Raw genomic sequence first — 13461 nt, 5'->3', positions numbered from 1 at the left:
GCGCCCCTAGGTCGGTTCGTGTCGCCGTAAGTGGTCATGAACCGTGTATGGCGTTGCCGTGTGCGCTGGACGTACCCGCGTTCCTCCATCCACCAGCAGGTCGGCCCCCGTCACCCACTCCGCCGCGTCCGATGCCAGCCACAGCACCGCGCGGGCGACGTCCTCGGGTTCGCCGATCCTGTCGAGGGGGAGCCCGGCGGCGATGGCGTCCTCGCCGTGCTCCCACACGAAGCGGGCCATCTCCGTGCGGATGAGGCCGGGGGAGACCGAGTTGACCCGTACCTTCGGGGCCAGCTCGCCCGCGAGTTGTTGCGTCAGGTGCAGCAGTGCCGCCTTGCTGGTGCCGTACGCGCCGACGTTGGGTCCGACATGTGCGGCGCCCTCCGTGCAGATGTTGACCACGGTGCCGCCGTGTTCGCGCATCCACGCCCGCCACGCGCACTGGGTCAGTCGCAGCGGAGCCTCGACGTTCACGGCGAACGCCCTGCGCCACGCGTCCGGGTCGGCGTCCATGAGCGGGCCGTAGGGCTGGTTGGTCGCCGCGTTGTTCACAACGATGTCGAGCCGCCCGAACGCGTCGAGTGTGAACTCGGTCAACGCCAACAGATGTGCCGGATCGGCGACACTGCCCGCCAGCCCGACCCCGCCGAGCTCCTCGGCGGCCCGCCGCACCCCGTCCGGGTCGCGGGCCGTCACGCACACCCGAGCCCCCGCCCGCACCAGCGCCCCGGCGACGGCCAGCCCGATCCCGCGCGTGCCCCCGGTGACCAGGGCGACCCGCCCGTCGAGTCCGTACGGCGACGTCATCCGCGTACCGTCTCATGACGGAACGCCGGCCAACAGCCCCTGGGCGTACGGGGGTTCAGTCGACGGCGCCCAGTCGGGAGTGCTGCGCCGCGCCCAGTCCCGGCAGCGTGCGCCAGTCCTCCAGGACGCCTGCGTCGACTCCGGGGACCCGGCCGGCCTCGTCCGCCTGACGTACGGTCAGGGCGTCGGCGACCGTGTGAGGTCCAGGTCCGTGCCGTACGTGCTGTCGTGTGCGAGGCGGGCGACCCGTTCGCCGAGCAGGTGCCGTACGGCGTCCGCCGCGATCCGGGCGTGCCGGGTGGAGTCGCCGGGTGCGAGGAGCCGGCCGATGACGTGGACCAGGCCCGCCACCTGAAGTTCCTTGTCGGCGGGGTGACTTCGGCGCAGCAGGGCGGCCGTCTGGAGGGCGCGCTGGTGCAGATCGAGCATGGGCGACTTGCGTGCCGGCCAACGGGAACTGAACTGCCGGACCTGTTCCGGCAATGGTGCACGTGGGTGCGTCGATTGGGCCGTACGGGTGACGCCTAAACCGCACTCAAGGTAACAAACAACCGCATATTATGGCTGAATGAACAGTGAGCGACTTGAGTTCTTTACCCCTTGTTTTCAGCCCCATCGAGCGGGCGTCCGCTCATTTGGTTAATACTGGTGCGGACGGGCAGCACGACTGGGTTCCACCCACACCCACGGTCCGTTACCGGCGCCACCGCGTCCTGACTGTTCTTGACCCAGACCCGAGTGGATGTGGAGTGGCCGGCATCAGACTGGTCCCGAATGTCCTGAGGGTGACCCGACACATAAGGAGTGCGCGGTGACACCGGAGAAGACGAATCTCGAACAAGGCCCTGAGGAACGCACGGCGACCCCCGGCGACAAGAGCGACCAGCTCGGCAGCCTCGACGTGTGGGCCAGGTCGGCCCCGATCCGCCTGGCGGGCTACGAGGACGACCTCGCCGAGCCCCACATCCTGCCCAGCGTCGACTGACGCACCGACAGGCCCCATCGAGACTGTCGTCAGCATGGGCGTGCCAGACTCGCGCCCATGCTGATCATCAGGGAAGCCGCGGCCGACGACTGGTCGCGGATCTGGCCGTTCTGGCACCGCATCGTCGCCGCCGCCGAGACCTACACCTGGGACCCGGACACCTCCGAGGCGGCGGCCCGCGCCCTGTGGATGAGCCCGCCCAAGCGTGTGTACGTCGCCGAGGACAGCGCCGGCGCCGTCGTGGGCTCCGCCTTCCTCACCCCCAACTACGCCGGCCCCGCCGCCCGTATCGCCAACGCCGGCTTCATGGTCGCCCCCGACTGCGGCGGCCGTGGTATCGGCCGCGCCCTCGCCGAACACGTCCTGAGCGAGGCCGAGACCCACGGTTACCGGGGCATGGTCTTCAACGCCGTCGTCGAGACCAACCCGGCGGTCAAGCTGTGGACCTCGCTCGGCTTCACGATCCTGGGCACGGTGCCGGACGCGTTCGACCATCCTCGGGACGGCCGGGTGGGCCTGCACATCATGTACAAGGCCCTCGGCGACTGACCGGCTCCCCAGGTTCCAGGCAGCTTCCGGCAGCTTCCAGGTAGTTGGCTACGCGAGTGGAGCCGTCCGCTGCCAGGGGTGCAGCTCCTCCAACTGCTGGGCCACGTCGAGGAGTACGGCCTCCGAGCCCGGGCGGCCCACCAACTGGACGGCGCAGGGCGCGCCCGAGGGCAGGGTGCCGAACGGTACGGCCATCGCCGGCCAGCCCGTCAGGTTCCACGGGGGCGTCATCGGCGAGTAGTTCGTGTTGGCGAGGACGTTGCGCAGCCAGCCCCGCTCGTGCCAGGCCGCGGCGCTGGGCGAGCGCCGGGCGAGTGCCGGGGTGAGCAGTACGTCGTGCTCGGCGAAGAACGGTTCGAGGCGCCGACGCAGCTGTTCCTTGTGCTGTCCCCGCTCGACGTAGCCGACGAACCGGCGCCCGACGGCCGCGTGGACCCGGGTGCGCCGGGTCAGCCCGCTCCGGTCGAAGCCCTCCGCGTCCCGGGCGGTGCCCGCCGTCCAGTGCGTGAACGAGGTCACGCCGATCGACAGCGGGTACGGCGGGTCGGCGGGCCGCACCTCGTGACCGGCACTGTCCAGCAGCGCGGCGGCCTCGCGCGCGGCGGACGTGAACGGCCTGCTGATGGTGACGCCGGCGATGGGGCTGCGGACGGAGAGGGCGACCTTGCGGCCGCCGTGCGCGTTCGACCGTACGAACTCCGTGTCCGCGAGGACCGACAGCATCAGACGGGCGTCCTCGACCGTCGTCGCCAGCGGACCGTTCTCCGACATGCCGAACCAGTCGCCGTTGCCGATGCCCGCCGGGACGACCCCGAGCCCCGGCTTGATGGTGACGACACCGCAGTTGGCGGCGGGAATGCGCAGTGAGCCCATGCCGTCGTTGCCCAGCGCGATCGGCACCATCCCGGCGCCGACGGCCGCCGCGCTGCCGCCCGACGAACCGCCCGCCGTGCGGGTGGTGTCCCACGGGTTGCGGGCCGTGCCGAGAGGCCCCTCCGTGGTGCCCCAGATGCACAGCTCGGGCACATTGGTGACCCCGACGACGATCGCGCCCGCCGCGCGGAGCCGGGCCACGGTGACGTGGTCGTGGTCGGCGGGGGTGTCCGGCGTCGCGGTGGAACCGTGCCGGGTCGACTCGCCGCGCACCCCCAGGTTGTCCTTCACCGCGATGGGTACGCCCGCGAGCGGAAGGTCGGCCAGATCGGCACGGTCGGCCACCTCGTCCGCCTCGGCCAGCGCCTCCTGGGCCCGCAGCCGGCGGAACGCCCCGACGCGGGCGTCCAGCAGTTCGATGCGCGCGAGATGTTCGGCCACGACTTCACGGGGCGTGACGCGCTTTTCGCGTACGGCGGCGGCGATCTCGGTGGCGGTACGGCCTGCCCAGCTGGTCACGGGGGCTCCTCGGGGTGGATGCAACACATCGTGCTACGCGTGAGGCGATGAGGCTACTCGTGAGTACAGGGGGCGTCGAGTGTCGTCGAGCTTGGACATTCGGCCCGTGTCTCTTGGACTTTTCTGGCGCCGGGGCATCGGGTTCCCATAACAGACTCGCTGGTCATCCGATCACTGGCCGAATTCGCCTGATCCCAGACCCCATTGACAGTGCCTGAGGTGCGATCAATCATCACACCTCCGATGAATGGGAGCTTCCAGATGAGTAGGTATCCAAGACGTCGGCTTCTGGGTGCGCTGGTGACCCTCCTGCTGCTGGCCGCCCCGGTTCCGGCCCTCGCGCGTACGGCGGCGGCGAGCGTCCCGGTCACCGTGCCCGCGCTCACCAACTGGGCTCCGGAACAGGGGAGTTATAAGTACGGTGGCTCAGCCCGCCTGATCGTCGACTCCGCGCCCGAGCGCAGGGTCGCGGACACCCTCGCCGACGATCTGCGGGCGGCCGGCCGCGGCACCGTGCCCGTGGTGAGCGGCGGCGCGCGGGCCGGTGACATCGTTATCGACGTCGCCCCGACGCGGACCGCACTCGGCGCCGAAGGGTACGAACTTCGGGCGGGCGCACGGCTGTCGGTGACCGGCGCAACCGAGAGCGGCGCTTTCTACGGCACCCGCACTCTCCTCCAGCTCCTTGCCCAGGGCGACCGGATCCCCGCCGGACGTACGGTCGACGTGCCCAGGTACGCGGAACGGGGCGTCGGTGTGTGCGCCTGCTACATCCACATCTCGACGCAGTGGCTGGAGAACCTCGTACGCGACATGGCGTACAACAAACTCAACCAGCTGCTCCTCGAACTCAAGGTGAAGAGCGACACCCACCCCGAGGCCAACACCTGGGGCTACTACACCAAGGACGAGATACGGCGGCTCGTCGCCCTCGGCGACAAATACCACGTCGAGATCGTTCCGGAGATCAACTCCCCGGGCCACATGGACCCCTGGATCGAGAACCGCCCGGATCTGCAACTCACCGACTCCGACGGCAACAAGCAGCCCAGCAGGCTCGACATCACCCAGCCGGCCGCCTTCGACTACTACACGAGCCTGATCGACGAGTACGCGCAGGTGTTCACCGGCGGCTCCTGGCACATGGGCGCCGACGAGTACATGCTCGGCTCCGACTTCGCCAAGTACCCGCAGATCCTGCGCTACGCCCGGGAGAAGTACGGGGCGAACGCCACACCCCAGGACGCCTTCATCGACTTCGTCAACCGCGTCCGGACCTACCTGGCCGCCAAGGGTAAAAAGCTGCGCATCTGGAACGACGGGCTCACCGGCGCCAACACCGTGCCGGTGACCGAGGGCACCACGGTCGAGCACTGGCTGAACGTGGCCGTGAAACCGAGCCAACTCCTCGCCCAGGGGTACCCGTTGATGAACGCGGCCTATGCGCTGTACCTAGTCCGGGGCGGATTCCACACCGACACCAAGGGCCTGTACGACCAGAGTTGGGATCCGCGCAGCTTCGAGGGCGAGAAGCTCGCCTCCAGCCGGGGCATCACCGGGGCGAAGATCAGCCTCTGGCCGGACAACGGGCGCGGCGAGACCGAGAACGAGGTCGCCGTCGACACCGACCCCGCGCTGCGCCATGTCGCGCAGGCCACCTGGGGCGATCCGCATCCCGACGCCACATATGCCCAGTTCACCGCTCGGGGTACGGCCGTCGGGCACGCACCCGGCCGACAGGACCTGACCCGGGTGCCGGTCGCGGACGGGACGTACACCTTGCGGGCGGGCGCCGCATCTCTCACCGCCGAGGTGCGGCGCACCCCCGACGGATACGTCACCCTGCGGACCGGGAACGGCTGCCTGGAGGTGCGCGGCGGAAAGCTCACGCTCAACACCCCGCTCCAGCCCGGCGTCGAGCTCACCCCGCAGACCTGCGACGCCGCGAACACCTTGCAGCGCTGGGAGTTGGAGCAGTCCGCAGAGGGCTACCGGCTCGTCAACGCGATCACACGGATGGCGGTGCACGTGACCGACGACGGTCGCCTCGTGCAGTACCCGCCGGACCAACGCCCGTCCGCAGTCTGGCACTTGACCACCGTCCACTGACCCGAGGAGTCCGTTCCCCATGACAGTCTCCAGACGTCTCTTCGTCACGGCAGCCGCCGCACTCGTAGCCACCAGGGGCACGTCACTGGCCCTGGCCGCACCGGCCCCGGCTCGGGCCGCGGAGGAACCGGCCTTCCGTATCCCCGTCAGCCCAACCGACTCCGCCGAGGTCCTCGTCAGCAAGGCCGCCCAAGTCCGGCCCACCGCACGGCAGATCGCCTGGCAGCGGCTGGAGAGGACCGCGTTCCTGCACTTCGGCGTCAACACCTTCACCGGCCTCGAATGGGGCACAGGCGACGAAGATCCGGACGTCTTCCAGCCGACCGGCCTCGACACCGACCAGTGGGCCCGAGCCCTGCGTGACGGCGGCTTCAAGCTCGCCATCCTCACCGTCAAGCACCACGACGGCTTCGTCCTCTACCCCTCCCGGTACACCAACCACTCGGTGGCGTCGAGCAGTTGGCGCGGCGGGCACGGCGATGTGCTGCGTTCGTTCGCCGACTCCATGCGGCGGCACGGGCTGAAGGTCGGCGTGTACATCTCCCCGGCCGACGAGAACCAGTACCTACACGGCGTCTACGCCAACGGCAGCGCGCGCACCGAGCACACCATCCCGACCCCGGTCGTCGGCGACGACCGTCCGGACGGTCCGACGTTCACCCTCCCCGCCACCGACTACGGCGCCCATATGCTCGACCAGCTCTACGAGGTACTCACCGAGTACGGGCCTGTCGACGAGGTCTGGTTCGACGGCGCCCAGGGGCGCATCCCGCCGGACAAGGTCGAGAAGTACGACTGGGACAGCTGGTACACGCTCGTCCGCACCCTCGCCCCGGACGCCACGATCGCCGTCTCCGGCCCCGATGTCCGCTGGGTCGGCAACGAGGGCGGGCTCGCGCGCGAGAACGAGTGGAGCGTCGTACCGGTCACCGAGAAGGACTACGGCCGGACCGACTTCGCGCTCTCCTACGACGCGGCGGACATGGGCGGCCGGGACGCGCTCGTCGCGGCTCGTGGGGTCGCCGACTACGTCCAGTGGTGGCCGGCCGAGTGCGATGTGTCGATCCGGGACGGCTGGTTCTACCACGCGGACCAACAGCCCAAGTCGGTCGACCAGTTGACCGAGATCTACTTCGGCTCGGTCGGCCGCAACGCCGTCCTCCTCCTCAACGTCCCGCCGGACACGGACGGCCTCCTCGCCGCCTCCGACGTCACCCGCCTGCGTGAGTTCCGGGAGCGCATCGACCGGGAACTGCCGGCCGACCTGACGGTGGGGGCGCAGGTCACCCGGACTCCGGGTGTCGTCACCGTCGACCTCGGCAGGGAGCGCGAGGTGGACAGGGTGCGGCTCGCGGAGGACATCCGGCACGGGCAGCAGGTCGAGGCCTTCGTCGTCGAGGCGTTCGTGGGCGGCCGCTGGACCCGCGTCGCGGGGGCGGGCACGGTCGGCGCGAGCCGGATTCTGCTGCTGGCGGCACCTGTCCGGGCGCGGCGGTGGCGGGTGCGGGTGACACGGGCGCGGGCGGAGGCGCGGATCGCGGAGTTCGGGCTGTACCGGTCGGCGGTGGGCTGACAGGTCAGGGAGCGGCGTACGCAGCCGTGGGCGGGGGTGCGGCGTTCATCGAGTACGCCGATCGTCTGCACGGCTACTTCCTCGACCCCGTGGTGATCAGGCAAGGTCATTACCAGGCACCGACCGCGCCGGGCTTCTCCGCGACCATGCGGCCGGAGCCCGTCGCGGAGTACACGTTTCGCGGCGGCAGCTTCTGGGCCGCCGACCTGGCGAAGGAAGAAGGGCAGGCCGCATGACCGACTTCGAGGGTCTCAAGGCGCTGGTCACAGGCGGCGCGTCCGGCATCGGCCGGACCACCGCGGAACTGCTGGCGGCGCGCGGCGCACAGGTCGCCGTCCTCGACCTGGACCCGTCGTCGGTCGAGAAGCCGTTGCTCGGATACCGGGCCGACGTCACCGACGACCCGTCCGTAAGGGAAGTGGTGGCCGCCGTCGTGGCCGACCTCGGCGGCCTCGACATCGTCGTCAACAACGCCGGCATCGGTGCCCAGGGCACCGTCGAGGACAACGACGACGAGCAGTGGCACCGCGTCTTCGACGTCAACGTGCTCGGCATGGTCCGCGTCGCCCGCGCCGCGCTGCCGCACCTGCGGAACTCGGCGCACGCCGCCATCGTGAACACCTGCTCGATCGTGGCCACGGCCGGACTGCCGCAACGCGCCCTGTACAGCGCGACCAAGGGCGCCGTGTACTCACTGACCCTCGCCATGGCCGCCGACCACGTCCGCGAGGGCGTCCGCGTGAACTGCGTCAACCCGGGCACCGTCGACACCCCATGGGTCGGCCACCTCCTCGACGCCGCCCCCGACCCGGCCGCCGAACGCGCCGCGCTGGAAGCCCGCCAGCCCACCGGCCGCCTGGTCTCGACCGCCGAAGTCGCAGGCGCCATCGCCTACTTGGCGAGCCCCCTCTCCGGCGCCACCACCGGCACCTCACTCGCCGTCGACGGCGGTATGCAGGGCCTGCGACTGCGTCCGGCGGCCAAGTGAACACGCCGAACCACACCTCAGGGAGCGTTCCCGTACCCGTGCCCATGCCGGTGCACCCGCTCGGCCGCAGTGGCGTCGAGGTCACCGGCCTGGGCTTCGGTGCCGCCGCCATCGGCAACCTCTTCACCGAGGTCACCGAGGAACAGGCGCACGACGCGGTGTCCGCCGCCTGGGACGCGGGCATCCGCTACTTCGACACCGCGCCGCACTACGGCATCGGCCTCTCCGAACGCCGCCTCGGCGCGGCCCTGCGCGAGCATCCGCGCTCGGCGTACACGATCTCCACGAAGGTCGGCCGCCGCCTGGAGCCCGCCGATGCCCCGGCCGGCGACGACCTCGCCAACGGCTTCGCGGTCCCCGCCACCCACCACCGGGTCTGGGACTTCAGCGCCGACGGCGTGCGCCGGACGCTGGAGGCGAGCCTGGAGCGGCTCGGCCTCGACCACGTCGACGTCGTCTACCTCCACGATCCCGACGACCACGCCGAGGACGCGTTCCGCGAGGCCTGTCCGGCGTTGGAGGAACTCCGCTCCGAAGGCGTCGTCCGTGCGATCGGCGCGGGCATGAACCAGGCGGAGATGCTCACCCGCTTCGTCCGGGACACGGACGTCGACGTGGTCCTGTGCGCCGGCCGCTACACGCTCCTCGACCAGAGCGCGCTCAGCGAACTGCTGCCGGCCGCCGTCGAACGCGGTACGTCCGTCGTGATCGGCGGCGCCTTCAACTCCGGGCTGCTGGCGGACCCGAGGCCCGGAGCGACCTACAACTATGCGGCGGCGTCGGGCGAGTTGCTGGACCGCGCCCTGCGTATGAAGTCCGTCGCCGAACGTCACGGCATCACCCTGCGGGCAGCCGCGCTCGCCTTCTGCGCGGCCCACCCGGCCGTCGCCGGCGTTCTCGTCGGCACCCGTTCGGCGGCCGAAGTGCGGGACTGCGCCGAGCAGTTCGCCGTGTCCGTGCCCGAGGCCTTCTGGCAGGAACTCAGGGACACCGGTCTGCTGTCCACCGAGGAGCCGTCATGAGAGTGGCTCTGCACACCAAGGTCTGGGAGTTGACCGCCTCCCTCGGCACGGGCGAACGCGAGGAGGTCTTCACCGGCACCGCGACCCACGTCTACGGCCTCTGAGCCGACCCGAGGGCGAGCCGCGTCGGCGGCATGAACTCCCGTACGTACACCCGCTCCCAGCACGCACCCTTGGCCCGCCGCTCACGCCACGTCGTGTACCGGTAGCGGAAGAGGCGGGCGCGGACGTAGCGCGGGGGCGTGTCCGGCGGGAACGGGGAGCGGTGCAGCAGCCGGAGTGTGTCGTGGTCGTTCTCGAGGAGCCGTTCGACCATCGCGCCGAACCACGGACCGGCGTACGCGGGCGACAGCGCGGCGAACCACATCATCCAGTCGAGCCTCAGATGGTAGGGCGCGAACTGGCGTGGCCAGCGCCCTGGTTCACCAGGTTTGCCCTTGAACTCGTACTCCCGCCAGTCGGAGTCCTCGCGCGGCAGGTCGTCGTCCGTGCCCTCGACGACCACCTCGTACCGGATACGGCTGACGCTGCCGAAGGCGCCGTAGGTGTTGACCAGATGGAGCGGGTCGAAGGAGCGGTTCATCACCTGGCGGCGCGAGATCATGTTGCGGACCGGGCGGTAGCTGAGGGTCATCAGTGCCGTGGCGACGGCCAGCACCACGATCTCGTACCAGAGCGGAGTGTCCGGGGCAGGCGTCGGCGCCGTGTCCGGGAGGCGCACCGCCGACAGTGCCAGCACGATGGTGATCCAGTTCAGCCAGGCGAAGTTGCCCGACAGAACCAGCCACAGCTGGGTGACGATCATCAGGGACGCGGCGGCCGTCGCCACCGGCTGCGGGGTGAACAGCAGGACGGGCACGGCGAGTTGGGTGAAGTGGTTGGCGGCCGTCTCGATCCGGTGCACGGGCCTGGGGAGATGGTGGAAGTACCAGCTCAGCGGGCCGGGCATCGGCTGGGTCTCGTGGTGGAAGTCGAGGCAGGTCAGTTTCCGCCAGCAGGCGTCGCCACGCATCTTGATCAGACCGGCGCCGAACTCGACGCGGAACAGGATCCAGCGCAGCAGGAACAGCACCACGACCGGCGGCGCGACCTCGTCGTTGCCCAGGAAGACGGCGAGGAAGCCGACCTCCAGAAGCAGTGACTCCCAGCCGAAGCTGTACCAGGTCTGGCCGACGTTGACGATCGACAGATACATGGCCCACGGCAGCAGCCACAGCAACATGCCTGCCCAGAGCGGGAGTTGCGAGTCCAGCCCGGCGAGCAGCGCCACCGACACCGCACAGCCTGTCCAGGACCAGACGGCGAAGAAGCGGTCGGAGTAGTGGAGTTGGAACACGCTCGGTGCCTGCCGGAAGCCGACCCGGGCGACCAGACGGGGGACCGGAAGCATGCCCCGCTCGCCGATGAGCGCCCGGAACTGGAGGGCGGCGCCCAGGAACGCTACGAGGTAGACGCAGGCCAGGCCCCGCTGGAGTACCAGACGGCTCAGCCAGTAGTCGGGTGCGATGAACCATTCCACTTCACTCGCTCCTCTCTCCCACCATTGTGACGCTGGGTGACTTTCTCGGCTTGCGTAGGCCGAGTGGGCGACGCAGACAATGGGGGATGGACCGAACCCTTGTCACTGCCTGCGCACTCTCCGCGGCGCTGCTCGTCGGCGGCTGGGACGGCGACCCGCCGGGCGAGGAGGTTCTGACCCCGGACGATCTCGGCTTCGGTACGACGCAGGACCCCTGCGACGAGATCGGCCCCGACAGCGTCCCGGAGATCCCCGACCTCCTTGACGGCGGCGGCCAGATCCCCGACGAGAACACCGCGTACGGCTCCTATGCCCAGTCCGATCCCTGCGAGGGCTTCGGCGAGTGAGCGGTACCCGGCGAAAGACGTCGGACAAGTCGAAGAATCAGCCAAAAACTGGCAGGGTGGGCGCATGGCTGATCGGGGAGCGAGTGCCCTGTCCCTCCCGGACGACTGGCCCGCCCACCCGGACCCGGTTCTGGCGCTCAATCGCATGGGGACGTTCGACTGGGACCTGGACGCAGGTCTGCTCCACATGGACGCCCTGGCGTTCGAGATCTTCGATCTGCGCCCCGACGAATACGACGGCCACCCCGAGACCCTGGCCGTCAGGGTGCCCCCGATGGAAGGCCGCCGGCTCGACTCCGTCGTCGCCGAGGCCATGAAGGACGGCAGCGAGAACTACGGTGCCTACTTCCGCCTCCGCCGCCGCGACGGCGCCCTGCGGTGGACCCACACCCAGGGCTACATCCGCCGCGACGAGACGGGCTGCCCGCGCCGGGTCATCGGCATCGTCCGCGACGCCACGCAGGAGCTCCGGGACAGCCAGGCCCGTACCGAACAGGCCGCCCAGGACGAGGTGCGGCGCCGCCAGACCAACGTCGTGCAGGTCGTCACGGCGGCCCTCGCGCACGCCCGCACCGTGGAGGACGTCATCGACGTCCTCACGAACTCCCACGGCGTCCCCCACCTCGGGGCGGCCAGTCTGGTCATGGGGCTGGTGGAGGCCGGCCGTATCCGGCTGGTCGCCGAGGGCCCGGTGGGCGCCTCCGTGCCCGGCACCCGCATCACCCGCATCGACGAGCCCTACCCGATGGGCGACGTCGTACGGACCCTCAGCCCGCGTTTCATCGAGTCGCCGGAGGAGTTCGCGGCCGGGTACCCGGTCCTGTGGCCGCACCTCACCGACCTGAAGATCACCTCGGCCGCCTATCTGCCGCTCATCGCACAGGCCCGGCCGATCGGCGCGATGGGCCTGCTCTACAACGACCGGTACGGCTTCTCGGCGGCGGACCGCGCCGTACTCGTCGCACTCGGCACCAGCATCGCGCAGAGCCTCCAGCGGGCCATGCTCTACGAGCAGGAGAAGGACCTCGCCCAGGGCCTCCAGCAGGCCATGCTGCCGCGCTCCATCCCCAACGTGCCCGGCGCCGACATCGCCGTCCGCTACCGCGCCGCCTCCTCCGGCGGCCAGCTCGGCCGGGACATCGGCGGCGACTGGTACGACGTGATCCCGCTGCCGGGCGGCCGGGTCGGCGCGGTCATCGGGGACGTACAGGGACACGACACGCACGCGGCGGCCGTCATGGGCCAGCTGCGGATCGTCCTGAGGGCCTACGCGGCCGAGGGGCACCCGCCCGCGACGGTGATGGCCCGCGCCTCCGTCTTCCTGCACGAACTCGACACCGACCGCTTCGCCACCTGCCTGTACGCGGAGGCCGATCTGTCCACCGGGGTGGTCCAGGTGGTCCGGGCCGGCCACCTCGACCCGCTGGTGCGGCGGGCCGACGGCACCTGCCGCCGCATCCCGATCGACGGTGGGCTGCCGCTCGGCCTCTCCGCCCAGTTCGGGCGCCTCGCCTACCCGGTCGGTATCCTCGAACTGGACCCCGGTGAGACCCTGGTGCTGTGCACCGACGGGCTCGTCGAGCAGCCCGGCGCCGACCTCGCCGACGGCCTGCGGACCCTCAGGGCGCTCATCGCCGCCGGCCCGGAGAGCGTCTGGGAACTGGCCGACCGCCTGATCGAGGTGGCCGACGAGCGGGGCGGGGACGACGATGTGGCCCTGCTGCTCCTGCGCCGCCGGGGCCTGGCCGCCGTACAGTCCGGCGGGCGGCTCCAGCAGCACGTCGCGCCGGCCGACCCCGACGCGCTGAGCGCGGCCCGGCACATGATCGGCGCGGCGGTCCGGGCCTGGGGCGCCCACGAACGCGCCGACGAGGTCGAACTGGTGGCCGACGAGCTGATCACCAACGCCCTGATGCACACCGAGGGCGCGGCGGTCGTCACCCTGCGCGTGCTGAGCGGCTCCGAACGCCGGCTGCGGGTCGAGGTCGAGGACTCCTCCAGCGCGCTGCCGCGCCGCCGCGAGGCGGGGGAGTCCGGGGTCTCCGGGCGCGGTCTGCTCCTGGTCGATCTCCTCACCGACGCGTGGGGTGTGGAGGCGCGGGGCGGCGGCAAGGTGGTGTGGTGCGAGTTCGTGGTGCCGCCCACGAGCTGAGCACCGGGGCGCGCGGTG

General features: G+C 70.7%; 11 protein-coding genes and 2 pseudogenes. 9 read left to right on the top strand and 4 right to left on the bottom strand.

Going from position 1 to position 13461, the window contains the following annotated elements:
* Positions 1-6: 6 nt before the first annotated feature.
* Both OG734_RS04870 and OG734_RS04865 read right to left on the bottom strand, forming a co-directional pair.
* Complete coding sequence (locus OG734_RS04870; protein WP_330286215.1) at positions 7-807, bottom strand: SDR family oxidoreductase; 801 nt, start codon at positions 805-807, stop codon at positions 7-9.
* A 55-nt stretch (positions 808-862) separates the two neighbouring features.
* Positions 863-1290: pseudogene (locus OG734_RS04865) on the bottom strand (hypothetical protein).
* Positions 1291-1618: 328 nt separating this feature from the next.
* On the opposite strand from OG734_RS04865, the gene OG734_RS04860 reads away from it, so the two are divergent.
* Complete coding sequence (locus OG734_RS04860; protein WP_330286214.1) at positions 1619-1792, top strand: hypothetical protein; 174 nt, start codon at positions 1619-1621, stop codon at positions 1790-1792.
* A gap of 60 nt (positions 1793-1852) precedes the next feature.
* Entirely contained in the window at positions 1853-2341 is a 489-nt protein-coding gene (locus OG734_RS04855; RefSeq protein WP_330293565.1) for a GNAT family N-acetyltransferase, read from the top strand.
* 48 nt (positions 2342-2389) lie between these two features.
* Here the strand turns inward: OG734_RS04855 and OG734_RS04850 are convergent, their stop codons facing one another.
* The gene (locus OG734_RS04850) at positions 2390-3733 is read right to left on the bottom strand and encodes an amidase (RefSeq protein WP_330286213.1); all 1344 of its coding nucleotides are present in this window, start codon (positions 3731-3733) and stop codon (positions 2390-2392) included.
* A 261-nt stretch (positions 3734-3994) separates the two neighbouring features.
* Here OG734_RS04850 and OG734_RS04845 point away from each other — a divergent pair, with 261 nt between their 5' ends.
* From OG734_RS04845 to OG734_RS04825, 5 genes and pseudogenes are all read left to right on the top strand, one after another.
* Positions 3995-5842: a family 20 glycosylhydrolase gene (locus OG734_RS04845; RefSeq protein WP_330286212.1), complete on the top strand. Its 1848-nt coding sequence runs from the start codon at positions 3995-3997 to the stop codon at positions 5840-5842.
* A 19-nt stretch (positions 5843-5861) separates the two neighbouring features.
* The gene (locus OG734_RS04840; protein ID WP_330286211.1) at positions 5862-7415 is read left to right on the top strand and encodes an alpha-L-fucosidase; all 1554 of its coding nucleotides are present in this window, start codon (positions 5862-5864) and stop codon (positions 7413-7415) included.
* Between the two features lie 17 nt (positions 7416-7432).
* Positions 7433-7651, top strand: a pseudogene (locus OG734_RS04835) (fuconate dehydratase); the annotation flags it as partial.
* The gene (locus OG734_RS04830; RefSeq protein ID WP_330286210.1) at positions 7648-8403 is read left to right on the top strand and encodes an SDR family NAD(P)-dependent oxidoreductase; all 756 of its coding nucleotides are present in this window, start codon (positions 7648-7650) and stop codon (positions 8401-8403) included. The pseudogene OG734_RS04835 and the gene OG734_RS04830, both read left to right, overlap by 4 nt.
* 50 nt (positions 8404-8453) lie before the next feature.
* A complete protein-coding gene (locus OG734_RS04825; RefSeq protein ID WP_330293564.1) occupies positions 8454-9425 on the top strand; it encodes an aldo/keto reductase in 972 nt (323 codons plus the stop codon).
* Positions 9426-9516: 91 nt separating this feature from the next.
* On the opposite strand, the gene OG734_RS04820 is transcribed toward OG734_RS04825, so the two are convergent.
* Complete coding sequence (locus tag OG734_RS04820; RefSeq protein ID WP_330286209.1) at positions 9517-10944, bottom strand: lipase maturation factor family protein; 1428 nt, start codon at positions 10942-10944, stop codon at positions 9517-9519.
* Positions 10945-11030: 86 nt separating this feature from the next.
* Between OG734_RS04820 and OG734_RS04815 the strand changes: the two genes are divergently transcribed.
* Positions 11031-11291 (top strand): hypothetical protein, encoded by a 261-nt coding sequence (locus OG734_RS04815; RefSeq protein ID WP_330286208.1) that lies wholly within the window; start codon positions 11031-11033, stop codon positions 11289-11291.
* Positions 11292-11355: 64 nt separating this feature from the next.
* Positions 11356-13443 carry a SpoIIE family protein phosphatase gene (locus OG734_RS04810; RefSeq protein WP_330286207.1) on the top strand — a complete coding sequence of 696 codons (2088 nt, stop codon included), beginning with the start codon at positions 11356-11358 and terminating at the stop codon, positions 13441-13443.
* Positions 13444-13461 lie beyond the last annotated feature (18 nt).

Source organism: Streptomyces sp. NBC_00576 (assembly GCF_036345175.1).
Taxonomy (GTDB): domain Bacteria; phylum Actinomycetota; class Actinomycetes; order Streptomycetales; family Streptomycetaceae; genus Streptomyces.
This window is presented reverse-complemented; position numbering and strand designations above follow the sequence as displayed.

Excerpts from the sequence above, each read along its gene's own strand:
- OG734_RS04830 (WP_330286210.1), top strand. The coding sequence starts at position 7,648 with ATGACCGACTTCGAGGGTCTCAAGGCGCTGGTCACAGGCGGCGCGTCC.
- OG734_RS04845 (WP_330286212.1), top strand. The coding sequence starts at position 3,995 with ATGAGTAGGTATCCAAGACGTCGGCTTCTGGGTGCGCTGGTGACCCTC.
- OG734_RS04815 (WP_330286208.1), top strand. The coding sequence starts at position 11,031 with ATGGACCGAACCCTTGTCACTGCCTGCGCACTCTCCGCGGCGCTGCTC.
- OG734_RS04810 (WP_330286207.1), top strand. The coding sequence starts at position 11,356 with ATGGCTGATCGGGGAGCGAGTGCCCTGTCCCTCCCGGACGACTGGCCC.
- OG734_RS04870 (WP_330286215.1), bottom strand. The coding sequence starts at position 807 with ATGACGTCGCCGTACGGACTCGACGGGCGGGTCGCCCTGGTCACCGGG.
- OG734_RS04840 (WP_330286211.1), top strand. The coding sequence starts at position 5,862 with ATGACAGTCTCCAGACGTCTCTTCGTCACGGCAGCCGCCGCACTCGTA.